At 41.0% G+C, this 23,995-nt stretch carries 35 protein-coding genes, 1 tRNA gene and 1 pseudogene; 7 read left to right on the top strand and 30 right to left on the bottom strand.

The features are described 5' to 3' along the window. The first annotated feature begins 126 nt into the window (after positions 1-126). Positions 127-708: a hypothetical protein gene (locus KUH03_RS26680; protein ID WP_257087530.1), complete on the top strand. Its 582-nt coding sequence runs from the start codon at positions 127-129 to the stop codon at positions 706-708. Here KUH03_RS26680 and KUH03_RS26675 read toward each other — a convergent pair. Beyond that, positions 700-831 (bottom strand): hypothetical protein, encoded by a 132-nt coding sequence (locus KUH03_RS26675; RefSeq protein WP_257087529.1) that lies wholly within the window; start codon positions 829-831, stop codon positions 700-702. The two genes, KUH03_RS26680 and KUH03_RS26675, sit on opposite strands and share 9 nt — an antisense overlap. 114 nt (positions 832-945) lie before the next feature. On the opposite strand from KUH03_RS26675, the gene KUH03_RS26670 reads away from it, so the two are divergent. Then, the gene (locus KUH03_RS26670) at positions 946-1,221 is read left to right on the top strand and encodes a hypothetical protein (RefSeq protein ID WP_257087528.1); all 276 of its coding nucleotides are present in this window, start codon (positions 946-948) and stop codon (positions 1,219-1,221) included. A gap of 601 nt (positions 1,222-1,822) precedes the next feature. Here the strand turns inward: KUH03_RS26670 and KUH03_RS26665 are convergent. The 26 genes and pseudogenes from KUH03_RS26665 to KUH03_RS26540 all read right to left on the bottom strand — a co-directional run bounded on the left by KUH03_RS26665 (position 1,823) and on the right by KUH03_RS26540 (position 17,890). Beyond that, entirely contained in the window at positions 1,823-2,401 is a 579-nt protein-coding gene (locus KUH03_RS26665) for a hypothetical protein (protein ID WP_257087527.1), read from the bottom strand. Further along, positions 2,398-2,709, bottom strand: coding sequence for a hypothetical protein (locus KUH03_RS26660; protein WP_257087526.1), 312 nt, complete (start codon positions 2,707-2,709; stop codon positions 2,398-2,400). The genes KUH03_RS26665 and KUH03_RS26660 overlap by 4 nt, the downstream gene beginning before the upstream one ends. Before the next feature lie 43 nt (positions 2,710-2,752). Next, entirely contained in the window at positions 2,753-2,983 is a 231-nt protein-coding gene (locus KUH03_RS26655; RefSeq protein WP_257087525.1) for a hypothetical protein, read from the bottom strand. Next, positions 2,983-3,378: a hypothetical protein gene (locus KUH03_RS26650; protein ID WP_257087524.1), complete on the bottom strand. Its 396-nt coding sequence runs from the start codon at positions 3,376-3,378 to the stop codon at positions 2,983-2,985. The genes KUH03_RS26655 and KUH03_RS26650 overlap by 1 nt, the downstream gene beginning before the upstream one ends. Before the next feature lie 158 nt (positions 3,379-3,536). Continuing rightward, positions 3,537-4,181 carry a hypothetical protein gene (locus tag KUH03_RS26645; protein ID WP_257087523.1) on the bottom strand — a complete coding sequence of 215 codons (645 nt, stop codon included), beginning with the start codon at positions 4,179-4,181 and terminating at the stop codon, positions 3,537-3,539. A gap of 172 nt (positions 4,182-4,353) precedes the next feature. After that, positions 4,354-5,000: pseudogene (locus KUH03_RS26640) on the bottom strand (FAD-dependent oxidoreductase). 56 nt (positions 5,001-5,056) lie between these two features. Beyond that, positions 5,057-5,602 (bottom strand): FAD-dependent oxidoreductase, encoded by a 546-nt coding sequence (locus KUH03_RS26635; RefSeq protein WP_257087522.1) that lies wholly within the window; start codon positions 5,600-5,602, stop codon positions 5,057-5,059. Beyond that, positions 5,509-5,733, bottom strand: coding sequence for an FAD-dependent oxidoreductase (locus tag KUH03_RS26630; RefSeq protein WP_257097328.1), 225 nt, complete (start codon positions 5,731-5,733; stop codon positions 5,509-5,511). The genes KUH03_RS26635 and KUH03_RS26630 overlap by 94 nt, the downstream gene beginning before the upstream one ends. A 143-nt stretch (positions 5,734-5,876) precedes the next feature. After that, entirely contained in the window at positions 5,877-6,554 is a 678-nt protein-coding gene (locus KUH03_RS26625; protein WP_257087521.1) for a GDSL-type esterase/lipase family protein, read from the bottom strand. 150 nt (positions 6,555-6,704) lie between these two features. Further along, entirely contained in the window at positions 6,705-7,190 is a 486-nt protein-coding gene (locus KUH03_RS26620; RefSeq protein ID WP_257087520.1) for a hypothetical protein, read from the bottom strand. A 26-nt stretch (positions 7,191-7,216) separates the two neighbouring features. After that, a complete protein-coding gene (locus KUH03_RS26615) occupies positions 7,217-8,125 on the bottom strand; it encodes an SGNH/GDSL hydrolase family protein (protein ID WP_257087519.1) in 909 nt (302 codons plus the stop codon). An 89-nt stretch (positions 8,126-8,214) separates the two neighbouring features. Continuing rightward, entirely contained in the window at positions 8,215-8,535 is a 321-nt protein-coding gene (locus tag KUH03_RS26610; protein WP_257087518.1) for a hypothetical protein, read from the bottom strand. Further along, on the bottom strand, positions 8,502-8,657 hold the full coding sequence (locus tag KUH03_RS26605; protein ID WP_257087517.1) for a hypothetical protein: 156 nt from the start codon (positions 8,655-8,657) through the stop codon (positions 8,502-8,504). The genes KUH03_RS26610 and KUH03_RS26605 overlap by 34 nt, the downstream gene beginning before the upstream one ends. 20 nt (positions 8,658-8,677) lie before the next feature. Next, the gene (locus KUH03_RS26600; protein WP_257087516.1) at positions 8,678-9,652 is read right to left on the bottom strand and encodes a hypothetical protein; all 975 of its coding nucleotides are present in this window, start codon (positions 9,650-9,652) and stop codon (positions 8,678-8,680) included. 21 nt (positions 9,653-9,673) lie between these two features. Then, positions 9,674-10,522 (bottom strand): hypothetical protein, encoded by an 849-nt coding sequence (locus KUH03_RS26595; RefSeq protein WP_257087515.1) that lies wholly within the window; start codon positions 10,520-10,522, stop codon positions 9,674-9,676. After that, the gene (locus tag KUH03_RS26590) at positions 10,510-11,016 is read right to left on the bottom strand and encodes a prenyltransferase/squalene oxidase repeat-containing protein (RefSeq protein ID WP_257087514.1); all 507 of its coding nucleotides are present in this window, start codon (positions 11,014-11,016) and stop codon (positions 10,510-10,512) included. Before KUH03_RS26590 ends, KUH03_RS26595 begins: the two co-directional genes overlap by 13 nt. 8 nt (positions 11,017-11,024) lie before the next feature. After that, positions 11,025-11,273 (bottom strand): hypothetical protein, encoded by a 249-nt coding sequence (locus KUH03_RS26585; protein ID WP_257087513.1) that lies wholly within the window; start codon positions 11,271-11,273, stop codon positions 11,025-11,027. A gap of 2 nt (positions 11,274-11,275) precedes the next feature. Next, positions 11,276-12,094 (bottom strand): hypothetical protein, encoded by an 819-nt coding sequence (locus KUH03_RS26580; RefSeq protein WP_257087512.1) that lies wholly within the window; start codon positions 12,092-12,094, stop codon positions 11,276-11,278. Further along, positions 12,046-12,321 (bottom strand): hypothetical protein, encoded by a 276-nt coding sequence (locus KUH03_RS26575; protein ID WP_257087511.1) that lies wholly within the window; start codon positions 12,319-12,321, stop codon positions 12,046-12,048. Before KUH03_RS26575 ends, KUH03_RS26580 begins: the two co-directional genes overlap by 49 nt. Further along, on the bottom strand, positions 12,318-13,202 hold the full coding sequence (locus tag KUH03_RS26570; RefSeq protein WP_257087510.1) for a DUF5017 domain-containing protein: 885 nt from the start codon (positions 13,200-13,202) through the stop codon (positions 12,318-12,320). The genes KUH03_RS26575 and KUH03_RS26570 overlap by 4 nt, the downstream gene beginning before the upstream one ends. A gap of 31 nt (positions 13,203-13,233) precedes the next feature. Then, complete coding sequence (locus tag KUH03_RS26565; protein ID WP_257097325.1) at positions 13,234-13,800, bottom strand: RagB/SusD family nutrient uptake outer membrane protein; 567 nt, start codon at positions 13,798-13,800, stop codon at positions 13,234-13,236. Beyond that, entirely contained in the window at positions 13,692-14,798 is a 1,107-nt protein-coding gene (locus KUH03_RS26560; protein WP_257087509.1) for a RagB/SusD family nutrient uptake outer membrane protein, read from the bottom strand. The genes KUH03_RS26565 and KUH03_RS26560 overlap by 109 nt, the downstream gene beginning before the upstream one ends. Before the next feature lie 17 nt (positions 14,799-14,815). Further along, the gene (locus KUH03_RS26555; protein WP_257087508.1) at positions 14,816-16,360 is read right to left on the bottom strand and encodes a SusC/RagA family TonB-linked outer membrane protein; all 1,545 of its coding nucleotides are present in this window, start codon (positions 16,358-16,360) and stop codon (positions 14,816-14,818) included. A gap of 20 nt (positions 16,361-16,380) precedes the next feature. After that, the gene (locus KUH03_RS26550; protein WP_257087507.1) at positions 16,381-17,154 is read right to left on the bottom strand and encodes a hypothetical protein; all 774 of its coding nucleotides are present in this window, start codon (positions 17,152-17,154) and stop codon (positions 16,381-16,383) included. Between the two features lie 50 nt (positions 17,155-17,204). Further along, entirely contained in the window at positions 17,205-17,423 is a 219-nt protein-coding gene (locus KUH03_RS26545; RefSeq protein WP_257087506.1) for a TonB-dependent receptor plug domain-containing protein, read from the bottom strand. Then, on the bottom strand, positions 17,420-17,890 hold the full coding sequence (locus KUH03_RS26540) for a carboxypeptidase-like regulatory domain-containing protein (protein WP_257087505.1): 471 nt from the start codon (positions 17,888-17,890) through the stop codon (positions 17,420-17,422). Before KUH03_RS26540 ends, KUH03_RS26545 begins: the two co-directional genes overlap by 4 nt. A 340-nt stretch (positions 17,891-18,230) precedes the next feature. Here KUH03_RS26540 and KUH03_RS26535 point away from each other — a divergent pair, with 340 nt between their 5' ends. Continuing rightward, a complete protein-coding gene (locus KUH03_RS26535) occupies positions 18,231-19,094 on the top strand; it encodes a winged helix-turn-helix domain-containing protein (RefSeq protein ID WP_257087504.1) in 864 nt (287 codons plus the stop codon). Between the two features lie 367 nt (positions 19,095-19,461). Here the strand turns inward: KUH03_RS26535 and KUH03_RS26530 are convergent. The 3 genes from KUH03_RS26530 to KUH03_RS26520 form a co-directional block, all read right to left on the bottom strand. After that, positions 19,462-19,535, bottom strand: a tRNA-Pro gene (locus KUH03_RS26530). A 252-nt stretch (positions 19,536-19,787) separates the two neighbouring features. Beyond that, complete coding sequence (locus KUH03_RS26525; protein WP_257087503.1) at positions 19,788-20,558, bottom strand: DUF5694 domain-containing protein; 771 nt, start codon at positions 20,556-20,558, stop codon at positions 19,788-19,790. Between the two features lie 322 nt (positions 20,559-20,880). Beyond that, positions 20,881-21,315 (bottom strand): hypothetical protein, encoded by a 435-nt coding sequence (locus tag KUH03_RS26520; protein ID WP_257087502.1) that lies wholly within the window; start codon positions 21,313-21,315, stop codon positions 20,881-20,883. Between the two features lie 711 nt (positions 21,316-22,026). Between KUH03_RS26520 and KUH03_RS26515 the strand changes: the two genes are divergently transcribed. The 4 genes from KUH03_RS26515 (at position 22,027) to KUH03_RS26505 (ending at position 23,983) form a co-directional block, all read left to right on the top strand. Then, positions 22,027-22,593 (top strand): ABC transporter permease, encoded by a 567-nt coding sequence (locus KUH03_RS26515; protein WP_257087501.1) that lies wholly within the window; start codon positions 22,027-22,029, stop codon positions 22,591-22,593. Further along, complete coding sequence (locus KUH03_RS46790) at positions 22,497-22,829, top strand: ABC transporter permease (protein WP_306429182.1); 333 nt, start codon at positions 22,497-22,499, stop codon at positions 22,827-22,829. Before KUH03_RS26515 ends, KUH03_RS46790 begins: the two co-directional genes overlap by 97 nt. Next, complete coding sequence (locus tag KUH03_RS26510; RefSeq protein WP_257087500.1) at positions 22,826-23,203, top strand: hypothetical protein; 378 nt, start codon at positions 22,826-22,828, stop codon at positions 23,201-23,203. The genes KUH03_RS46790 and KUH03_RS26510 overlap by 4 nt, the downstream gene beginning before the upstream one ends. Positions 23,204-23,557: 354 nt before the next feature. Further along, a complete protein-coding gene (locus tag KUH03_RS26505; RefSeq protein ID WP_257087499.1) occupies positions 23,558-23,983 on the top strand; it encodes an ABC transporter permease in 426 nt (141 codons plus the stop codon). Positions 23,984-23,995 lie beyond the last annotated feature (12 nt).

The raw sequence follows: 23,995 nt of genomic DNA, 5'->3' as shown, positions 1-23,995 counted from the left end.
TATCAACTGGTTTACCACAAAGAATTTCATCCAACAAAAAGGACCACCTTATAAGATGGAACGTTTGGCACAAAAAGAAAATGTAATTTCAAACAAATTATTACACGACAATCAGCATTAATGCATATGAAAACTCCCTTAATTATTCTACTCGTATTACTTTCTTTGCCGGGTTATCTCATGGCGCAGAAAGATCCGAAAGTGGTTTTCCCGAAGTCTTCTTTTGACGTGGAACTGGCCAAGCGTATGATCGGAAGTAATGGAACTGCTACACTAAAAGGTATGATTGCCGGAAAGACCAAGTACCTGAGCAATGTCGTAGAACTTTATCCTTGCACCAACTATTTTTATGAATGGTATGAACTGAAGAAAAAAGATAAAAAGGGTAAAAAGCAGATCTATATGTCAGATGAGGCCTATAGCTATCGAATACTAACGCGGATTGACACGGATGGTTCATTTGGGTTCACAGGCCTAAATCCGGGAAAATATTATATCAATACGTTGGTCTATGAAACAAAATCTGGAATAGCGGAGCGACAGGTCGGAACTGAAACCATTAGAAGTTTTAATGTTTATGGACATCAATTATCTTCTTATGACAGGCCTATCATGGAAAAATACCAGTACTTATATAATACGGTAGAACGACTGGAGTCCTTTATCGAAATCTCGGCGGAAGGTCAGATTCTTAATGTATCACTTTAAAATCATTGCCATGTCTCTCAAATTATTTGTCAGTTGCCTTTTATTGATTAACGTATTTTCAGCGGCAATTGCCCAAGAGGTCAGGATCCCCGATGCCAATTTCAAAAAAGTCTTATCGCTCAAGGAATTGACACCAATGGCGACGGAAAAATCCAGCTTTCGGAAGCAAAAATGTAAAAGTACTATATGTAAATAAAGCCGGTATCACTTCGTTGGAGGATCAAAAGTTTCAGCAATGTGGAAGACCTTGGCTTCTATGAAAACGATATCAAAGATGTAGATCTTTCGGGGATGACAAACCTAAAATTTATTTATGGATTTGACACTCATATGGAATCCATGAATATTAAAGGTTGTATCAATGTACTTAACATTAGCTGCCATAAAAATAATTTACGAGAACTTGATGTTTCAGACCAGAAAAAGCTAATTGAACTCAGTCTTGGATTCAACCAACTGACACGTCTCGATATCAGTGGTCTTAAAGACTTAAAAAAGTACATGCTTATCTAAATCAAATTCAGGAATTCAAATTTGACAGTAGTCCGCAATTAGAGGAAATATGGATCAATGAAAACAGGATCAGTCACCACCTGGATTTAACAAAATTCCCAAATCTCAAGTTTTTTATAGCGTTTAAAAACCCTATTCAGTCAGTAAATATCGTTGGTCTGGAATTTCTAGAAGATTTCAGCTGTCATGGCTCTCATATCAACACCCTTAATTTAAGCGGCACAAAGCGGTTAAAAGAGATAAGTTGGTATTAAGAGATGGATCTTCTTTATCTATTTTTATTTCTAAGATTAAATAGATTCACCATTTTCAGATTAAAACATAAAGCCAGCTATTTCATAATAGCTGGCTTTAAACAACGCGCTTGCATTTATGCACTTGAATCTAAAAGTAAAAAATTAGGAATTTAACTTTAATCCAAGCATCGATATATTAATCCCAAATTAGACATAAAACCCTAGCCAAAATAATTAAAATCATTAAAACAGCGATTAAAATCCTCACTTGTCCTTAAAAAAACCAAAAATCTAGTCATTTTTCAATAACTGATTCTCAAGTTACCATTTCAGGACGAATATATATACCATCAGTACCGCTAAACCTAATGGATAATAACACGATTAGATGCTCGCCATGGAATCAATGAACTGATAAGTATTACTGTGGCAATTCCACCAACTAATGGAGAACGGTCGGCAAAGAAAAAGCACAGTACATAAAGCAACAACGCAATAAAGGTGAGCGAAAATGCAATCATCTTCAATCCAAATTTATTCTGATTTTTCAGTGCCATCTGTTCTTCTATATCAATCTGCTGTACAGCTTCCTTGCGTGCCGCTTTAGTTTGTTTGAGCGCGAGGTACTCTGCACTTATCTTCCCACGTGATTTCGCATACAGTTCGACACAAACCAACAAAACGAAGGGCAGTACAACTCCAAGCAGCATCTCGTTTGCTCGGCTAAGTTTAGAGTTTATCAACAAAGGAAAAATAATCTTAAACAGCAGATTGACGCTTAAGCTAACAGCGGTTATATACACAGTAGCCTTTCCTGTCAATCGCTTTGAAAACAACGCCCATATCGGTGGTGCCAATAATGGTCCACCAGTAATGGCACCTATACTTAGGGTGAACTCGACTATTCCGCCAATCAATGGCACGATCAGCGCAACAATAATCATAAAAAACCAAAAAACCAAGATGATGCGCGAGCAATAAACATCAGCTTTTTTTCTGAGGCTTGTGGATTTAAAGTTCCTTTATAGATATCGTTTGTAAAAACAGCCGATACAACATTTAAGGCCGTATTTGCGGATGCCGAAGTCGAGAAATACATTCCCGTCAGCATCAATCCAAGTAATCCTGCTGGGAGCACCTGCTTACAAACCATGATGTAAGCCGTTTCTGTCGCCAAGCCGGTCAAATCCGGATTGATGGCTTTGTAAACCATTGGCGGAATCATCCACAAAATCGGGCTAGCAATATACAATGCAGCAAATAAATAAGCGACCTTGGAAGCTGATCGTGGCGTATCAACACTGGTATACCGCTGTACAAATGTCCAGTTGCCCCAATATAAAAATATGATACAACGCAAAAGCTAAAATAAAACCCCAGGTATATTCACCGTTTACAACATTGAAGAAATCATCTGGCACTTTGTCCAAGAAGGACTCTACACCACCCACTTCCTGAAAAACCAATGGAATGACAATCACAATAGCTGCTGTCAGGACGACAAACTGTAGAATATCCGTCACCATTACGGCCCAAAACCGCCGATGGCGGTATAGGCGATCATTAAGATGCCCAGCACAATGGTAACTGGGATCAGGGGATAGTCCAGCGATTCGGAAACAAGTTTGGCCACAGAATATAATACGGAGCCCTTGAGAAATACCGAAACGATCATGAAGACATAGATGTAACACTTCTGTACAGCGCTTCCTAGGCGCTCCTTAATAAACTCAGCCGCAGTAAGATTTCCTGTGGCCTTCCATTTGGGTGCAAGATAGAGACCTGTAATCAGCCCACCTATACACATGGTCCACTGAATGGTAATCGCTACCCAACCATGACTATACGCTATTGAACCCCAAGCGACAAAGGTACCTGCTGAAAAAAACTCATAAATAGGGACATTCCGCCTATAAACCAAGGCACGGATTCACCTCCAGCAAAAAGGACTTCAAATTTCTTCCAGTTCGTGAAAAGCTTATCCCAACCAGCATGATGAATACTGAAAAAACGATTATGACTACTGTATCTATCATCTTGTATCGACTATTAAATTACTGAATATTATCATTTCATAAACTATGCATAACACCGGATAGCGAAAACGGCTGCTGGTACATCTGGAGAAGGGTGCTCAAGAGATATAGTCAGCTCATCTGTAACACAAGGTTCCGGAAGTTCTATCACATTTCTAGTCTGAAAATTTGCCCGCTGCGTGTAAATAATCTTTCCATTTCCATCTTCAATGCTATAATTCCGAATACAAAATGGCATCACGGTCTCAGGATGAGTCATTAATACCGATTCCATCGCGTGATCCCAATCGGTATCAAAACTAATTTCGATCCTTCTTATGCACTGCTTCTGCTTCCATTTAATCGAAATTATTGGCTGCTGATCGTCCGTTGCTGCGACCCAGGCATTCGGACGGATTGCCGGCCGATCAATACCATTCCGCACATTTTCGATCCCAAAGACGGACAGTCCTGATGATAGTTGAATGGCGAGATTATGTCCTTCGGGCCGACGTTGTGGGGTCCAAAATTCAAATGAATCTACTCCAGATCCCGACAGGGCTACTTGTTTACCATTATTTGAAACGGCTTTATTCACTCCATTAAAAACAGAAAGCAATCCAGATATTCGCTGCGGAGTATAGGCCAATCGCACATGTTTGTTTTGGAGAAACGTAAGGAAAACATATTGATCCTCATATATCTTCAATCCAAAATCTAATGTTACTGTCTGAATACCACGTTTTAAACTAATTTTAATTTTCCCTAGCTCTGATCTGGCGTAAAACCACCTTTCCTTTCACTACTTCTCAACTCGACTTCCAATATTGTTGGCTGCATCGCTTCAATCTCCAAAAGAAAGATAGGCAACGCGCCTGCAACTACAGGAAGAAGTTGTGCTGCGGAAATGTCCAGATTTTTCCACAAAATATTTTCTTTGAAGAATCCTTTAAAGTCCAAATTGCTCGAAGAAGTGAGTTCTGCCTGCTGTACAAGATCGCTGTTATCGGACAAATGAAAACCAGGGATATACTGACCGACTCGTTGCAGCTCTTTTGCAATTCCGTCATATAATAGGATTGTCCAACTTCTCGTGGTGCAAGTTGGTGCTGAATACATAGTTTTGCCGCTACCGCCACAGCCTGCGCAACATAAGCACATGTCGCCATTACCCGAGTCGCACCAAATGCGACATGGGATACACTGATCAGACGCCCCGCCAAAAAGAGGTTTTGAATATTACGACTATATAAACAACGATAAGGGATATGGAAAATACCTTTACTATGCCATTGGTTGCAGGGCTGACGGTCGCTAAAGACACCATCCGCAGGATGCAGATCGATGGACCAGCCTCCATAGGCTACGGCATCTGGATGTTGACGCTGCTCGACCACATCCTTTGTGTCAGGATATAATCGCCTTCAAACCGACGACTTTCTCGTTTTCCGGGAACCATTCCAACCCACTCCAATGTCAGCGTGTCGGCTTCAGGAAATTGTCCTGAATTTTTGATATAATCCCACACACCATAGATGATTTTCCAAAGTTCCCATTTGATCTCTTCGGTATCATGTACAGTATCTAGACGCCCCCATATTCCACCCACCACAACTTGCAGCCATGTTCTTTGGCATTGAAATTTTTGAACCGTGGTATTTCTTTGGTAACATCCATGGCAAAAGCTGGGGCAGTATAAGACACAGATTTTCCGACATCTTTGGTATAGAAATAAAGAGTATGGCCCAAAAGCTCACCATAGGAAGTATCTGGTGCCATAGCCTCATCAAATTCTTCTCGTGTTTCAGCCCCCATGCGAAAAGCAGCTCCGGAGAGAAAACCAATTATACCATCTCCAGAAGCGTCGCAAAATAAAGATGATTCAAGGGTATATTGCGTGGAGTTCTGGCTGCAAAAAGCAGTTAATGACTTGATCCGTTCGTCAGCTTCTTTATGGACTTCATAGACACTGGTATTAAGCAACAATCGGATGTTGGGTTCTTGTTTTACCTTGTCAAGTAAAATCATATCCAATATCACGGCATTACCCTCCGGATTGCGATACACATTTTCAACCAATATTTCGTCAATAACTCCACCTTCTCGACTCCAACGATTGTTGTTACCCATATGGGAAGTGGCCCCCAGTATCCACAATCTAACCTCACTGGAGGCATTCCTCCAAGTACAGACCGATCCTGTACCAACACGACACGCAAACCTTGCCTAGCTGCTGTAATCGCAGCGCACACGCCAGACATACCACCACCCACAACCGCTAAATCGGCGGTAACAACTTCATTCTTTAATGTTCTGGAGATTCCCCCTTGCTATAAATCATATATACTTTCTTTTTATCTCGTTATCACCTTATTCAATACCCCTTATACTGGGGCAAATTCGTCTATTTTATAAATTTGGAAATCACATCTTTCCAGATAGTGTATCCTTCAGCTGTCAGATGGAGACCATCTTCCCGATAGTATGTTGATACTAAATCACCATTGACATCCAGCATTTTAGAATATACATCCGCGTAGGCAGTTCCAGACTGTTGTTCTAAAAACTGTTTAATGCGCACATTAACCTCTTCGATCTGTATTTTATCTTTCAATCGGCGCGGTGAAGGTTTGATGGAGATATAAATTATTTCAGCATGCGGTTTGGTTTTTCGTATTTCACTAAACAGGGCAGCAAACTGCGCTACAATACGATCTGTAGGCCAATGCAGCCCAATGTCGTTGTCGCCTTCATAAATAAAAATTTGCTTTGCATTGTATGGTGTAATCAATCGGTCTCTATAGGTATACAGATCGATTGTCTTGGTTCCAGAGACCCCTCTATTCAGCACAGCCCGACCGACGAAATCGTCCTTTAGTGTTTTCCAATTTTCAATGGTCGAACTACCTACAAATAAGATGACATTGTCGGGTGGTGGATTTTGCTTATCCAGACGTTCATAGCGCTGTATCTTCTCCTCCCATTTCTGCTGCTGTGTCAATACAGTTTGGGCATTGGTAAACGATATGCCCAAACAGAGGGACAGACAGCTAAATAGCTTTATTAATTGAGTTGCTTTCATCTAATTATTTTTTTATTCATTAATCGATTTCCCCCTTTAAGACATTATTCATAAGTATTTATTTCCAATGCTATTCATGAGCTCGTTTACTCATTATATTGGTATTCTAAGGTATTCGTAGGCTCAATCGTTCGGTTCGCCCGGTTCACACTACCCTTGGCGATATATCTGTGGTCTCATGTCTCCTATTTCTTGTTTTCTAGTCGTCTTTAAAATTGGTTTCCCACGTAGGAGTATCCGTCCTAAATAAATTACAGAGGAGTCATATTTTGCAGGATGTTGAACAATATCCTCTTGTTGAGATGGCCCCAAAATCAGCCGCTTATCTGCTTTCAATGATGATATACGAAAACTGATTTCATGCTTCCCTTGTGGCAATTTGATCAAATCATATTGACCTCTATATCGATTATTACAGTAGGCATTAAAACGATTCAATGGGGTATTACCGTTATCCCCTGTTATTATTTCATAGGGCTGAAAACTATCTGATTGCAATTTATGTAGGTTTACTCGATGGCCATCTACCCAGACTTCAAGCTGTCCCACCTCAGGTCCACCGATATCAAATAGGCCAAATATATCGCCTTCAAAAGCGAATGAACACTGCGCTCCCTCTTCCCCAGCTACCATCACCGTATCAAACCATCCATTGAACGCCTTTAGCTTGGATTCTTTTGTTGAAATCGCCCCCATTTAACATCAAAATCAGCAATATCATCGGGTCTGTACATCCCCGCGATATCCCATTCGGAAGAAACTAGCGGTTTGGGCAATGGATGAGACGCCGGCCTTGACAATCCTTTCATTTTGTCAATTCCACGAGCAATGGCCGCTGCATATAGATTGCCTCCGGCTTTAAGCGGATGGATACCATCAGTTGAAAATAAAATGCGTTCTCCAGCAGCTTGCGCATCTCCCTTCCATAACAACTTATCCTGAAATTCCAGATGGGAAATCTCCATTCCCAGATGTACTGTAGGAATACGGTAATGATCGGCTAATGCTTCCAGGGCTTCAATATGTAACGGTATTTTTCCGTTGCGATATAGTTTGGTTTGCCCTCCCAAAATGGCATAAATTAAACAGATATCGGTATGATGGTCATGCTGGATAATCTGTCTGATCATTCCCTCCATGCCCGCGGCATAAGCGCCATTGACTGCAAAGTCTATGATAACCAGATCGGGATGCTGTGTCAATACCTGCTCCTGAATTCTAAAGGCTCCCAGATCTGTACCTGTACCAGATACGCCGGCATTGACCCACTTAAATTTGGTGGATGGATAACGTGCCTGCAAATAGGTGGAAATCTGCATTCTGTAACAATAATTTGCCTGTGTCAGACTTCCACCAATAAATGCGACGGTTACATCTTGACCATCGGTAATTTTAGCAAGAAAATTAGGGATACCACCGCGCACTATACACTCGTCATCTCGCTCAAAATCGCTTGGATGAATAAGTTCCTCTTTATGGAGATCCACAGAAAATAATAGCTGCGAGGCGGCACCTTGCGAAGCTGCAATCTTATCGAGCTCCCGGGTATTCTGCGCACTCAAATCAGTCATTGTAAAAAAGCAATAGGATCGTTATGATTAATTGATAGCTACGCATACCATTTGAATACAAGTCCTCGTAAAATATTTTTAACATCAATCTACAACCGTGATATTCGAAGTAAAGGAATTCGCGACGATATCAGATTGCAACATATTCCTGCCCCCACTTTTACATTTTTGAAGGTCACGTCTTTAATCATATGCTCCGCATCATAGCCCTCGAAAGTAGCCGCTGTGGCACTGCTGACACAATCAATAAATCGAATATTAGAAATGGTTCCGGGTCTATAGACTGGATTTGAATTCGAGTTCTGCTTAATATACATCAACACGAATCGTGTATTTCCAATGGTCTCATCACGGATACCTTCGAAGGTGATATTCCTCACATCGGCCCAATCCGAATGTGGTATCGCCACAGAATGACCTCCCAAGTCATTTTGGCTATATCAATATCCTTGAATGTGAGCTGTTCGACACTACTGGTTTCCAATGAAGAACCTATACGAATACCTACACCCACCTGGTTTTTCCAGATCATACAGTCGTGAGCGCTACAATTTAGAAGTGGTGTTTCACCATCTGCAGCCGCATTTGTTGCGTGCCAACCAAAACCATCATCCCCGATCCAATAAAACAGTGGGAGAAATGCACATCTTGACATCCTGAACCTAAATCCAAACCATCATTGTTCTGCCCAAAGCTTAGTAGGTTAAGATGGGACACGTTGACATTCGACGAATTGACCATATCCACTTGCCAACCTAAAGCGGCATGCCGGACGCCAAATCCCCTAAGTTCCACATTTTGACTACGGTAGACTTTGACAAAGTTTCCAGCGACAGGAGCGGTACGATCATCAATATAACCTCGACCGATCAATTTGACATTAGACACGTTTTCTATCAATACCTTTCCTCTTAAAATCGCTCCCTCTTCTAAATAATAGGTTTTATTGGACTCAAGTTTAAAAACTCCGTTTACGCCATGATGTATTCCCTTGGCAAAAACAACAGCCCCAGGTTTATAAGCACTGTAATCGGGAGATCCAAATAATAGCAAGGGTGCTCGACCAGGGATAGCTAACGCATAATTGTAATATTCCGGGAGGGTAAAGGTCAATTCATTTCCATTCTTCACAACCGGTATATTCAATCTTTGAGGCGAAAGCGTAAAATTTGAGAATGCACTGCTACAAATAATCTTGACCTGAGTACCGGGCACATAATTAAACAATGCGGTATGTACATCCGTTTGTCCGCCATTTTGGGCCAGATCATAACAGGTTTCTTGCCATACGTCCAAGGTATCATTGTTGACGATAACCTGATAAGCCAGACTTTTCACCATAGGTGAATCCAATTGCCCGGCAACAGACGCCATTCGTGCAAGTTTATGCTCTACTTGTTGTTGATTTTGCTGTTCATTTTGCTGTAAGCTCTTTTCGATCCCTGTACAACTTAAAACCGTAAACATTAGTCCAAAGAATCCTGGTAAAATCCAACAGTTTTTTAAATGTTTAATGTTGCTATTCATACTATTAGTTGATTTAAATGGTTATTGATAGTTGATTTTCATTACTTTTAGTCCCGTTGCTGGCAGGGTGATTTTCCACCCTGAAGATGCTGACATTCCGATTTCATTCTCCCCATTGGCATTGATAAGAAAAGCCTCCCGCTGCTCTGATCCAAATAGACGCCGGGATTGACCTTTATCCACCCTGAGTCGAATCTCCTGCTGATCCACACTATTGTTTAGCAAAACAATATAGAGTTCCTTAGCATCACTGTTCGTTGCCAGGATATAATCTATCTGTGCATTATCGAGGCTGATAAGTCCCTTTTTCATTTTCAAATCGACAGATCTGCCAAATATTCTCCCTTTATCAAAGCCGTAACTGCGGTGTGGCCCAACTTTAGGTGTTATAAATCCACTCGGAAAGGAGATTTTACCATTGGAACGAACCGTTGCTTCGGAGAGCAGATAATCGGTAATCCATCCCAATTGCCACCAGGCATGATGCGGAAATGGCCCAGCTCCTTTATTCATTGCATCCCAGTAATAGGAAGCGACTCCGGTATTGGCATCCACAAAAGCATCCCGTCCCCAGGCTGCAGCTCTTGCCATATCCAGCAATAGACTATCTTTCGTCTTTGCATACAGTCTTACAAACAGCCCCGCATGACTCGATAACAGAATAGGGCCATGATGATTTGCAGAGCCCATAATACCTCCATGTTCAAATCCCAGCCCCGCTTGACTGATTTCCCAATCTTGACGAGCGGTCCCATTCACACGTTTGATCTCGCGAGAGGGGATCGGATGCGTATAGATCGATGTTGTATAGTATTTGGTGACCTGATAAGCTGCTGCTTGATAGCGTGGATCCTTGGTCAATGTATACATATCGAGGAGGGCTTGTATAGACTGTGCTGTTGCAAAATCAGGTGCAAATCGCGTATCACCACAGACACCCAGGAACCATCCTTTTTTGCTGCATGTTCGACAAACCAGTTTGCGGCCTTAATTGCTCCATCTCTATATTTTTCGTCCTTTAGCAACTGATGCGCAACCAAGAGTCCATAAAATGTTGGTCGGAGATCAGATAGGTCCTCAAACATGGGACGGCCTGATTTATTATCATATGCAACCTCCCAATGTCCATCGGGATGCATTGTTGACAACAGCCAATCTGCGGCTTTACGCAAGGCTTGTTTAAGATCAGATCGATCTGGTTCAAAAAGCAATATATTGCCGATATCCATCAACATGTAATAGCTGGTACCAATGGGTTCGCTATACGGACCCCATTCTTCGGTAAACTGTTGACTGCGATATAGGTAATACTGGCCGGCAGCTGATCCATAAAAGAACCCGGGCTCTCGCTGTTGTTGCTGCAACTTGAAGTTTAAGGCTGCAGGAGTCGTTGCTGTTTGAGTGTGGTATCTCCAGTAAGTCTAGCCAGCATCCACATCGCACCATAATCAGAGTTTTTCATGGCATCTTTTGCAGATCCATACACGCCACCCAGATAATCCTGAGCACCAATCACCGTATTCCTGTCATTTACGGTCCGCCATTTGGAAGTGCTATCTGCTAAGACATAATCATACATCGCGTAAAGGCGATCCGTTAAGGAACGATTCGTCTCTTTCAATTTTAAAAATTACTAAACTTATAAACATCTTTTATCACATGCCCTAGGACATTGTACCACGAAGTTTGCTGAATTGTATATCGAAAAGAAAATGTGATCTCTTGTCCTTCGTTCAAGTAGGACCCAGCCTCACCCAGTACTGGATGATAGAGTGTCGGTGTAAGCTCGTTATTTCGATTCATCAATGACAATCCAAGTTTCCAGTCCGCATGAGTCTTTGTATCATGCAACCAGGGATCCCTTGCAGTTCCGGGTTCAGCTACGGTCGCTAAGGTCACTCCAGATTGTGTCGTTAACAGCGCCGCTAATGTAGAGGCTGTACGTTCACGGACAATGACCGGACGATCAGGGATACCATGTCCGTAAGCATAGGCATCCACAAAGTCAGGATTGAGCGCTGCTCCTTGGAATAATCCCGGAATCACCGCCCACTGAAACTGCTTGCGATCACCAATCGCTAGTGATGGCGACGACAGGGAATAATATCCGCTTTGTTTCGCTTTTAAAGTCATCTGTACACGGATATCATGCGTATGATCTGGATCAAGGTTCCATTCTTCTGACAGGGCAATTTTTTTGTTTTCGTATTGAAATCTCAACCCCGAGGGTGAAGCTGAAGCCACTATAGTAGGCTGATAGTGTAATACTTCACCAGCTGTATTTAGGCTTACAGGTGATAAACTTTGCGACCAGATTGGAATTACATAACGATATTGAGAGTCTGGAAAATGAATGAGCTTCCCATCATAATCATAAACAGTCGCAGATTTATCTAGTGGCTTATGTTTAGCGTAAAGGATCGTTCGCTGCTGTGTCGCCATCGTAAGCTGTTTTTTCCTCCCGCTCCATCTTTCAAGGCGAGGGATTGAAGCTGATAGCCATTTTTACCCCCACGCCAGATCAATTGCAGCACACTATTTTCTAGGTGGACATCAGCCCCACTTTGTGCGAAAACATTTGCCAAGCATAAAAATGGCAGTATCATCATCGTCTTCCATACCCCTGCGCAATGACTGTATCCTCTATTTAACCGTTGCATATCGATCATGGTGTAATGGTTATTGTCACTTCGGCGTACCCTGCTTTGCGACCACTATACCAGTCGGAGGAGGTTTCAAACACAGCTTTATAGACACCTGAGGTCTTGTACACATAGCTGTATTCCCGCAGATTTGAACCAATATTTTTAAGTGCTATTCCTTTGTCCGCGATGGATTCCTTTACTTTAAAACCTTTGCTAATCACCCAATCATCATTATCGGTATCGGATGCAACACCGCCATACATCAATAGTTGTGTTGTCGAAATTGTCCATCCCTTACTGTCATTTAGAAAACTTACAGCATTCCAGCCTGCATTGGATATCGTAGCAACATTCGTCTGCACACCTTCTGGCGATATTTTTACTGCATTAAAACTGCGAATGACCCATCTGTTCTGTTGCGGCTTTTGAAAGTCGGTATATCGGAATGCCAGATATATTGATCCTGTATCCACTGGACTGAGATACGATTTTAAACTTACAGTTCCAGAGGGCGTATTATCTTGCCCGGTGGAGAAAACGGCTTTGTCTGAAATATCTGTCCAGGCGGCTTTATCAACCTCTTCTTTCGTGTATATTCCGCTGAAATTATTGGAAACCAATAATTTTAGATTGTCATAGATAACACCCCATTGTACGAGTGTTTTGAAATCTACCTGTAAATCGTTATCTGCATAAAGGCGATCTTTCAAGTCATAGTTGTGTCCGCTCTCTCCAGAATAGAATACAATATTGTCAGGGGTTCCCTCAAATCGGAATACAACGGTATCACCTACCTTGTAACTTGAGGCATTCGTCCTGACCTCCATATCGGCACTAGCGATATCCTCTTTCATACAACTGGCACACAATACGGCCAGCATGAGATACATCATCGATATTTTCATCTGTGTCTATTTATTTTGTGATCCACCAGATTTACCAACCTGGATTTTGGACAATCTGTTTATTAATGGTTATCTCTGTATTTGGTATGGGAAACAGCACATTTCTCTCCGTCGTGTTCAGGCCAGCATTACCACCATATCGATGTGCCGCAGGTGCATTGACTGAAATATCGCGTCCCAAGGCATTCATAGTGGGCATATAAATTCCCCAACGAATTAGATCATGTCTCCGGATACCCTCGAAACAAAATTCACGCAGGCGTTCGTCTTTTATATAGTCTAGAAAGGCTATTTTATCCATTCCGCTAGGCGCATCACTATCTCCATTAACCTCATTTAACGCCTTACCAAAAGCTCTCCTACGCACTTGATTGATTGCTTCATAGGCGGCTGCAGTCGGGGATTCGTTGACCTCATTTTCTGCCTCAGCTTTCATTAGTAATACATCGCTATACCTTATAATTGGAAAATTGGTTGAATTGGCACTTCTTACTTTGGTACCAGTCTCATACTCCCGTCTCCATTTTCCAGGGTTTCGATCATAAAGTTGAGCTGCACTATAATATTGTTTTTGCGTAACTCCGCCGTGGTCACAAATCGGTAAGGGCTGATACTCCAATCGCGCCGCATTGTATCTTTCTGACCAAACAAATCGTATAATTTGGCTGTAATCCGCATTGCTCCGCCTGAATACCCAATACGTTCATCGGGACATTCGATACCGTTCTCAATACCAACCATACCAGCCTGATCGATGTTTCCGATCTTATTTCCAAACATGCCAACTTCCCAAAGGCATTCTTTCGGCTCATTGATATCTTGTGAATGATTGATAAATATTTGCTTATAATTGGGATTGAGCTGATGCTTTCCTGAAGCAATCACTTTATCCGTATATTCGATAACATTTTGATAGCGAGCGTGATCATTGAGGGGCTGTCCCGCCATTTTTAGAAACACACGGGCTAGTACGGCCTGAACAGCCGTTTTGCACACTCTTTCATTAGCCACTACTCCACTTTCGTAAACCAGGTTTTCCGCTTCCTGCATATCTTTTACAATTTGCGTATACAAAGCCGCCAGGGTCGCCTGAGCTGGGTAAGGGTCGTTGGGAGACTGGGTAGAAGATAGTTTTAAAGGAACTTTTCCAAAGAAATCGGTTAGGATATAATAGTAATATCCGCGCATAAAGAGTGCTTCGCCCTTGATGGCGTTTCTTTTGGTGATATCCATCTCTACACGATCAACATTTTCCAATAATAGATTTGCTCTATTTATCCCTTCGTATAAGGTTTCCCATAATCTAGTAATGTCCAAATCAGCTGCGTCCATGACCATCACTCGAATATTGTTGATTGATATATTCTTGAAATAGGCCTCATCACTAACGACAAGATAGCTAAAAAGCCCACGGCTATACATCCGCCCATAGGTGTCAATCAGCCTGTTATAGACTCCATTGAGACTATTCATCAATTCGCTTTCATTTCGAAAATATTTTTCAGTGGTCACAAAGTCAGGTTCTTTATCCAGCAATTTGGAACATGAACTGGTTAAACAAGCGATACATATAGAAAAAATAAAAATGCGTTTCATCTTGATCAAAGGTTAGTTTAAAAATTAAGGTCAATTCCGACTGTCATCGTACGAGGGCGCGGATAAGCGGACCAATCAAACGAAGGTGTCAATGCTCCAGGACGGGTGCTCACTTCGGGATCGAGCCCTGAATATTTTGTCCATGTAACTAGATTTTGTGCAGCGACATAAAGTCGTATGGATTTCATTCGTAATCTTCGGAGCTGATCAGCATTGAAAGTATATCCTAAAGACAGGGTCTTGAGTCGTAAATAGGATCCATCCTCAATCGTTCTGGAAGAATACACTGCTGGCCCCTGACCGCCGACACGATATAGCGCATTGGTCTGGTTTTCCGGGGTCCAACGATCAGCAAAAGAAGCAAACATATTCAGAAAACCGCGAGCGACAGGATCTCCGCCTTCAAACTCAATGCGATTGGCATTTAAGATATCCCCACCATAGCTCCATTGTAAAAAAACATTCAGATCGAAGTTTTTATAATTGAAGTTATTGTTAAATCCGCCGATATGTTTTGGATTTGGATTGCCTATTATTGTCAGGTCATAATTGTCAACCTGTCCATCGCCATTGATATCCTTAAAGCGAATATCACCTGGTTTAATGCTTGCTCTGGGGACTCCATTATTGGGTTGCCCCGCTTTCAGTAGATAGTTTCCGTTGACGAGGTCAAAATCTGCGTACTGATAGACACCATCAAAAAGATACCCATAAAACAAGGCTATTGGCTGTCCTGGTATTGCGATATAAGGATATGCATTATTGAAATTTCCCCAAGTGACACGTGTTGCCAAACTCGGCTCTCCTTCATTGAGTTCAAGAACTTTGTTTTTATTAAATGCAATATTAAAACTTGAACTCCATGAGAAATTTGGAGCCTGTATGTTTTTGGTCTCCAATGTAAATTCGATACCGCTGTTAGATACCCGTCCAATATTTTTGAAACCTGTCAGGAATCCCATACTGGGAGCCAACGTTGCATTCAATAATAGGTCACGTGTCTCCTTGTGATAATAATCTGTTGTAAGGAACACTCTATTCTTGAGTAGGGAGAGGTCGAGACCAACATTGGTTTGAACGGTGGTCTCCCATTTTAAGTTTGGATTTCCAAGATTCGTCGGCACCATTCCCTGACCGGCACTGTTACCTACACTGTAGCCTGAAGCGGGATTCATCTGTAAGGCCGTTAGTGATGCATACTCTGATACACGATTATTTCCGGTAGAACCTATGCCTACGCGCAATTTTGCATCACTGATAATCTTGATCGGTTTCAAAAAGTTTTCCTCTTTCAATCGCCACGCAAAAGATCCCGAAGGGAAATAAGCCCATCTGTTGGATTTCGGAAATTTAGAGGAGCCGTCACTTCTGAAAGACAGTGTCAGCAAATACTTTGATCGATAATTATAATCAACCCGCCCCAAATAAGATATCAGTCCATTGGATGCGTCAGTCACTGGCGCCATCGTAATCTGTCCTTCGTCCAGGCCTTTAATACCTAATGATTCATTGGGTACCAAAATGGACGTAAATCCGTTGGTATAATTTCGGACATCTTGCACAGTGAACCCGACGACCGCCTTTAGCCGATGCCCCCATTAAATTTCTTGTCATAAGACAGGGTATTCTCATTTAATAGATTAGTGACTTCGTTATTCCAAATAGAACCATTTACTTTATTGTTTGAAAAGGGATGTCCTGCTCTGGATTTTGAGTTAAAGAATACTTCCCGTCGTTGGTTTATACGCGTATAGCCACCAGTAGCCCTAAACGTCAACTCCGATCCCAATTTATATTCCAGATAACCATTAGCAACAAGATTTGTACTGAACAGGGGATTATACTCATTCTGCACAGCGAGATAAGGATTGATCCGTAAATCGGTACCTAAGCTTGGGTCCATATCCGGATCAAACAGATCGTCTATCAAAGAAGCATCCGTCAGCGCATTTCCAGTGATCGGTCGAAACCCCCAGAGCCCATACATCAGGCTCGCAGTCGGGCTAGGTTGAGATTCTGACACCACGGTACCATATCGTTTGAAGGCCGTATAGTTTAGATTCAAGCCTACTTTCAATTTGTTATTTATAGTCTGATCCAACACTACTCTTCCTTGATATTTATTAAATCCACTGTTTAGGATTATCCCATCCTGATCCAATAATGATCCAGAGATTGCATATCGTGTACGATCGCCCCCACGTATCGCTATAGAATGGTTGTGGGTAACAGCTTTTCTAAAAACTTTGTCCTGCCAATTGATTCCCTCCATATTGCGATAATCTTCAAGGGTTTTACCATCCTTTAGGTATATATTTGTATACAGGGTGGGATTCTGTTCCAATTGATATTTCACAAATTCGTATGGATTTAGCAGTTCTTGCGTTTTTAGGATCTGATTGAGTCCTACCCAACCGTTGTAGTTAATGACCGGGGTTCCAACTTTACCTTTTTGGTAGTAATAAGAATCACCCCGTTGGCTCCTCTAGCACCATAAATCGCTGTCGCAGAAGCATCCTTCAACACCTCCAAGGATTCAATCTCTTCGGGATTAATGGTATTCCCAACAGATGTTTCAACCGGAAATCCATCAACGACATAGAGTGGAGAGTTATCTTGTGTCACCGAGTTATTACCCCGAATAACGATATTGAGTTCCGCCCCGGCTGTCCATCATTTGAACTTACCTTAACCCCAGCCACCCGACCGGCTAGGGCTTCCTCGAAATTGGCAACAGGGGCTTTACGCATATCTGTCAAATTAGCTTGACCTACAGCTCCAGTCAAATCGCGTTTGGTTGTTGTCCCATAGCCGATGACAACAACATCATCGAGTATCTGTTCGCTTCGTGAAAGCTGGATATTCTGAGGACGATCCAATTTGGCCGCATGTTTTACAGTAACATAGCCAACCATTGAAAAAAGTAATAATTCACCTTGAGAGATGGGCGATATCGAAAAATTACCCAATGAGTCTGTGGAAGTTGTTACAGTTTTATACTGATTAGATACTGTAACTCCGACCAAAGGAAGCCCTTCGACATCCATCACTCTTCCTTTGACAGAAGTGGGCTGTTGTCCAAAGGAGGACAACGTTAGAAAAAAATCCCCAATAAAAGCAGAGCCGCCTTTAGATGAAATAGAGTCATAATAGTATTTATAATTAGTTATTCGTTGCAATCTAGTCTGGTCTAGACTGGTTTGCTTTTATAAAAGTATAAATTATATTTGCCCCTGCAAAAAAAAAAAATTAAAAAAGATGTAGTTTCTTCTTGAGAATATCTTCAAGGGGAGAAAATCATCAAACTTATTCCGTTATCTGAATAATATCAAGACTTGCATATAAAAACAAGTTTATCTAAGTTTGACTCTATTATCGTAAATGACTATTCATCACATGTCCACTACAAACGAAACAGGCAAGGGGTCTCGCATGAAGTATCTTCAACTAGTAGATCACATTCATGCATTGATCGAAAAGAACGACCTACATATTGGAGACCGTATTCCCTCTTTAAATCAATTGCAGGACCAACTCGGCATGAGCAAAGAGACGGTTTTGAAAGGTCTTAATTATCTACTCGAAAAAGGGATAATTGAGTCTGTCTATCGTAAAGGTTATTATGTAAAGAAAAAACAGGTGGAGCATTCTTATCGCATCCTGTTACTTCTGGATAAAATGAATACCATGCGTGAACAGATTTATCAATCTTTGTTAGTTGAGACCAAGGGGACCGCAGCGATCGACGTCTATTTTCATCATCACAACTTTAATGTCTTTCGCAATATTATCACCGAAAACATCAACAACTATACGCATTTTGTTATTGTTACATTCCTGAAAGATGATCCATCTTCGATCATCAATCTCATACCTCCGAACAAAAGGATTATTATCGACTACAATCAATTGGGACTCTCCGGAAATTATACGGCTATCTATCAGGATTATGAATACGATATTTACAACAGCCTTTCCTTATTGCAGAATAATATTCAAAAGTACCAAAGAATCATATTGATCGCACATCCTGAAGCTTTACATGCCGAACATGTCATCAATGGTTTCGTCCGATACTGCGAAGAGTCAAGCATCAATTATGACATTATTCCAGACGTAGATGAGACAAAGTTTAAGAAGCATACAGCCTTTATCACCTTTAGTCGCTACGATTCGGATGACGTATCCATAATTAAATTGGCAAAAAAACATGAATTTACATTGGGCGAGGATATAGGCCTTATTTCCTATAATGATACTGACGTCAAAGAGATCCTTGAGGGGGAATTACGGTAATATCTACTGATTTTCGGGCGATGGGAAAAGCAGCAGCTAAGGCTGTACTTCAAAAGAAAACTTTAAACCAACGCAATCCTACTCAAGTTATCATTCGGAAATCTCTTTAACATTGTGAGGCTGAGCCTCCTCCGGATCGAACCTCGCAGCTCCTTAAGAGGTCGTAGGTCTCGTCCCGCCTAGAAACAAAAAAAGCCTAACTTTCGTTAGAGCTTTTTAGTCGGGGTGGCAGGATTGGCTCAGCCACACAATGCCCAAACACGACCCTGAGCCTCCTCCGGATCGAATATCGCAGCTCCTTAAGAGGTCGTAGGTCTCGTCCGCCTAGAAACAAAAAAAAGCCCTAACTTTCGTTAGAGCTTTTTAGTCGGGGTGGCAGGATTCGAACCTACGACCTCCACATCCCAAATGTGGCGCGATACCGGGCTACGCTACACCCCGAAAAGGTATCACCTTTGTTTTGTGTGGCACAAAAGTACACTAAAAATATTTTTTTCAAAATTATTTTCAACAATATCGTTAACCAACTGATACGTTGATAAATAAATTTACAACGAACAAATTACTCCAAAAATATTGTCGATTATTTTCGTTTAAACCATCCAGTAGGAATTCAAAAAAAAGAAAAAAAGGTTTATTTTAAATAGTCAAAAATATTTTCAAGTTTATATTTTGGGCTCCTTTTCAAAAAATCTATAAAAAAGCTGTATGTGTCCCTCCCATTAATATAAAGATTCTGTCATTTTTATCAACAGGAATTTGATTAAAATTTGAAAACATCACCAAATTTCTATGATAAAATTTCGCAGCTTCATCGGCACCTTCTGCATTCCCTTTACTTGAGATATAAGTCAGCAGATCAGCATTTATGTTCATTAAACTTTCTAAATATTGAGGGTGGTTATTCAATTTGAACAAGTCATAGAACGAAATTTTCTCGTTTACAATGTTTTTTTGATTTTCTTCGTATAACTTCCAATACTTATTGACCGTGATTTTGTCTATGGCATTTTTCACACTACTGCCGATATTATAATTGTAACTCTCTTTAAAATCTATTCCATAAATTTTCTTTGCCCCACTTAATCGTCCAACTTCATACGCTAGCAGTTCTCTTTCATCAGGTTTTTGAAATTTTTTATCCGGATTTTCGATATAATCTAAATAATCTGCTTGTCTTATAGGATCATTTTTGGGCAAAGATTCGATGACAATTATGGTAGGCTTAAATTTCGCTAGAATGTTCGCCAACTTCTTTATTTCTATTTTGTTGTTTTCATCATTCACATCAAATGCTAGCGAATTTGCATCGGAAGTCTCTCCCATATGAAATGTCCCAACGTTCAAAACCGAAATTGCATCATCGAATTTTGTTTTTATCTTTTTTGATTCAAAATAGCGTCTTGTCCATAAAGGTTTATGGTTACAAACAATAACAAAGTCAATAGTATTTTCATTTTTCATAATATTTCGTTCTATCGGACCATCCCAAAAGAACTTATATGGTTAGCTATACTAGCTAAAGGTACAAAAAGTTTCACAGCACAGATTTCAATAAGTCAATTTCGCTTTTGCATTTTATTGGATACGACAAGTCGATTTATCTTTTGATATCCTATAATAGAAACAATTGATAGCCAACTGTAATGATATGTCCAGAACTTTCAACAGCCCGAAGTAATGTCTTCACAAACAAAACCCTTCAAATTTTATGAATTTGAAGGGTTTTGACTTTATTTTATAAACATGCTCGAGGTGAAAGGATTCGAATCTATGCCCCGCCTGATTACCAACTTCTTTTGATTATCATAGTGGTTTTAATCGCCCCCTGCTGATTAACCAGTGTTAGCTTCGATACTGTAGAAACAATATTTTCCTGAATCTTATATTCAACACCATCAAAAATCATTGTTTTTGAATCAGGCATACTGTAGTCGTAAGCTACCGCAGATTTATCTTTTTTCTTATGCCAGGCACCATCTTTATCAAAATTAAGTGTCTCGCCCTGCTCCATCATTTCACGGGTCACATTTAACTCAGCGACACTATTTCCTGAAACGGTTTTAGTCCAGCGTTCCCAATTTCCGGTACGGATTATATTCAGTGCTGCATCCCTGCCAATATTATCAACAGTTTCCTTACTACAAGATGTCATTCCAACCGCAATTACTCCAAGCAACAGCAGCATCCAATTTTTAAAAGTCATTTTTAATATGCTCATAATTTATTTTTGGGGTACATTTACAAGTATTATACCAAAATCTAATTGTCAACATGACGTAAGTCCGTTAAAACGGAGTTGTTTAGCTGTCCGAATATGAATAACTGGTGTTCGAATATGAACAGTCAACAAAATAAAAAACAAAGCAACACATTCATTAAAAGACACTTACCTATTTGGCAATCTATTTGAAAATGTCTGAATATTGAACAACGTATTTTATACCATAGTTGAATGACCGATTTCGTCGGACTAGTTGATGAATATAAGTTTAAAACACAGTCACTAATAGAGAAAAAGTATGATAAAGAGCTATTTCACAATTGCATGGAGAAATCTGCAAAAAAATAAAGTATTTTCGTTTATCAATATTCTCGGCCTGACAATAGGGATTACGGTGTGCCTGATGATATTTCTTTTTATCGTGAATCAATTCAGTGTGGACAAATTTCATATCCAAGGCGACCGGATTCACCGGGTAATGCGTGGCTTTAACAGTTCGAAGGAGCGCGTACCTTACCTCTCCCCCTTATGCCACAGCACTGTTAACAGATTATCCTGATGATATCAAGAAAGCGGTAAGAGTGATGCCGACCAATGGATTGTTTTCCTTTAATAATATCGCGTTCAATGAAAAAAACTCTATGTAGCGGATTCTGATTTCTTTGATCTGTTCAGTCTTCCCTGATCAGGGGAAATGCAAAGACTGTTTTGCAGAATCCCGCTAGCGTAGTGCTCACGGAAACAAGTGCTAAAAAATACTTCGGCAATGAAAATCCGATAGGCAAAGTGCTGAAGCTAGATAAAAACAAACAGCTTACCGTTACAGGTATCGCAAAAGACGTCCCCACCAATTCACATTTGGATTTTGACCTGGTCATACCACTCGCCAACTATTCTAAAGAAGAGTGGTTTAAAGGCTGGATTAACAACAGTATGTTTACATATGTCCTACTCGGTGAGCATACGGATAAAAAACTGCTCGAAAGCAAGCTTCCACAGTTTATGGATAAACACATGAAAGCAGTTTCCAATCTCATGAACATTAAATTCGATCTTTCGCTCACGCCATTATATGACATTTATTTTGAACCCCACAGCCAATTCGACGATGTAAAACATGGAGACAAAAAAGTCGTATACATCTTTCTTTCCATCGCTATCCTGATATTAGTGATCGCTTGTATCAATTTTATGAACCTCTCCACCATTCGAGCGGTGGACCGATCAAAAGAAGTCGGCCTGAGGAAAGTACTGGGGCACAACGCACACAACTGACCTATCAATTCATAGGCGAATCTCTCCTATTGACTTTTATATCTTGCTTGCTCTCCATTGCTATATTACAACTACTGATGCCAATTTACAATCAGCTCTTAGGATACACGTTGACGGTTTCCTGGGATTCCTGGCCAATATATGTCTTTTTGGTCGCCATTATCTTTGTAGTTGGATTATTGGCAGGAAGTTATCCGGCTTTTTACCTATCGACTTTTCTCCGATCCAGGCATTGAAGGGTAAACTGCAATTAGGCAAGGGTGGAGCGTTGTTTCGTCAGATTTTAGTGGTATTACAGTTCAGCATTTCCATTTTACTTATTATCGGAACCACCATCATCACAAAACAGATGAAATATGTAAAAGAAAGAGGGTTGGGATATGATGATCAGCAAAGCATAGTGATTCCATTGGATAATAATGAACTGTACAGCAACATGCATACATTCAAAAACGAATTGCTGAGCAACAGCAACATTGCCTCAGTTTCTTTCATGTCCGGCGAACCGGGGGCTTTTTCGATAGCCATAACTTTGAGGTGGAGAGAAAGGATACTGAGTCATGGAAATCCAGAACGGAATTTACAGACTTTGGATTTGTCCGTACCTTAGGCCTGAAGATACTTGCTGGGCGGGATTTTTCCATGCAATATCCAACAGACTCCACCAAAGCAGTACTCATTAACCGTACTGCAGCAACACAGCTTGGTTTTACCCCGAACAAGCCATCGGTAAATGGATAAGAAATACAATCCGGGATTCTTCACGCCGAACCATCATTGGTGTCGTGGACGATTTCAACTTCCTTTCCCTGAAAGAAAACATGGATGCACTTGTTATTTCGCCATCCGACGACCTGCGAACAGTAGTTATAAAATTGAATACGAATGACTTTCCCGCTGCATTGAAAACAATCGAAGCCGCATTCAATAAAGCAGCTCCGCTTTATCCCTTTGAATACACTTTTTGGATCAGAAGTTTGACACCCTTTATAAAACAGACATCAGGCAGCAAAGAATCCTTGGTCTATTTGCGGGATTGGCCATATTTATTGCTTGCCTGGGGTTATATGGACTGGCCTCATTTACAGCAACCAAACGAAATAAAGAAATCGGAATTCGCAAGGTACTGGGAGCCTCGATATCGGGTGTGGTGGCACTGCTTTCCAAAGATTTTATGAAACCAGTGCTAATAGCCTTACTCATAGCCTCGCCTATTGCCTGGTGGATTATGAACAAATGGCTGGAAAACTTTGCCTACCGCATTAACATCCAATGGTGGATGTTTGTCGCGGCAGGACTGATTGCAATCTGCATTGCACTGGTTACAGTAAGCTGGCAGGCGCTTCGGGCCGCAATAGCCAATCCCGTTGATAGCCTGCGGGATGAATAATAGGGCTATAAA

The organism is Sphingobacterium sp. E70 (genome assembly GCF_019285695.1).
In the GTDB taxonomy this organism is placed as follows: domain Bacteria; phylum Bacteroidota; class Bacteroidia; order Sphingobacteriales; family Sphingobacteriaceae; genus Sphingobacterium; species Sphingobacterium detergens.
The sequence above is the reverse complement of the archived record's forward strand: the minus strand, read 5'-3'. Positions and strand labels throughout refer to the sequence as shown.

Excerpts from the sequence above, each read along its gene's own strand:
- KUH03_RS26580 (WP_257087512.1), bottom strand. The coding sequence starts at position 12,094 with ATGGCGACACAGCAGCGAACGATCCTTTACGCTAAACATAAGCCACTA.
- KUH03_RS26570 (WP_257087510.1), bottom strand. The coding sequence starts at position 13,202 with ATGAAAATATCGATGATGTATCTCATGCTGGCCGTATTGTGTGCCAGT.
- KUH03_RS26615 (WP_257087519.1), bottom strand. The coding sequence starts at position 8,125 with ATGACTGATTTGAGTGCGCAGAATACCCGGGAGCTCGATAAGATTGCA.
- KUH03_RS26665 (WP_257087527.1), bottom strand. The coding sequence starts at position 2,401 with ATGATTATTGTTGCGCTGATCGTGCCATTGATTGGCGGAATAGTCGAG.
- KUH03_RS26630 (WP_257097328.1), bottom strand. The coding sequence starts at position 5,733 with ATGTCTGGCGTGTGCGCTGCGATTACAGCAGCTAGGCAAGGTTTGCGT.
- KUH03_RS26535 (WP_257087504.1), top strand. The coding sequence starts at position 18,231 with ATGAAGTATCTTCAACTAGTAGATCACATTCATGCATTGATCGAAAAG.
- KUH03_RS26595 (WP_257087515.1), bottom strand. The coding sequence starts at position 10,522 with ATGTATACATTGACCAAGGATCCACGCTATCAAGCAGCAGCTTATCAG.
- KUH03_RS26575 (WP_257087511.1), bottom strand. The coding sequence starts at position 12,321 with ATGATCGATATGCAACGGTTAAATAGAGGATACAGTCATTGCGCAGGG.
- KUH03_RS26560 (WP_257087509.1), bottom strand. The coding sequence starts at position 14,798 with ATGAAACGCATTTTTATTTTTTCTATATGTATCGCTTGTTTAACCAGT.
- KUH03_RS26520 (WP_257087502.1), bottom strand. The coding sequence starts at position 21,315 with ATGAGCATATTAAAAATGACTTTTAAAAATTGGATGCTGCTGTTGCTT.
- KUH03_RS26680 (WP_257087530.1), top strand. The coding sequence starts at position 127 with ATGAAAACTCCCTTAATTATTCTACTCGTATTACTTTCTTTGCCGGGT.
- KUH03_RS26525 (WP_257087503.1), bottom strand. The coding sequence starts at position 20,558 with ATGAAAAATGAAAATACTATTGACTTTGTTATTGTTTGTAACCATAAA.
- KUH03_RS26605 (WP_257087517.1), bottom strand. The coding sequence starts at position 8,657 with ATGATCTGGAAAAACCAGGTGGGTGTAGGTATTCGTATAGGTTCTTCA.
- KUH03_RS26600 (WP_257087516.1), bottom strand. The coding sequence starts at position 9,652 with ATGAATAGCAACATTAAACATTTAAAAAACTGTTGGATTTTACCAGGA.
- KUH03_RS26625 (WP_257087521.1), bottom strand. The coding sequence starts at position 6,554 with ATGAAAGCAACTCAATTAATAAAGCTATTTAGCTGTCTGTCCCTCTGT.
- KUH03_RS26655 (WP_257087525.1), bottom strand. The coding sequence starts at position 2,983 with ATGGTGACGGATATTCTACAGTTTGTCGTCCTGACAGCAGCTATTGTG.
- KUH03_RS26635 (WP_257087522.1), bottom strand. The coding sequence starts at position 5,602 with ATGGGTAACAACAATCGTTGGAGTCGAGAAGGTGGAGTTATTGACGAA.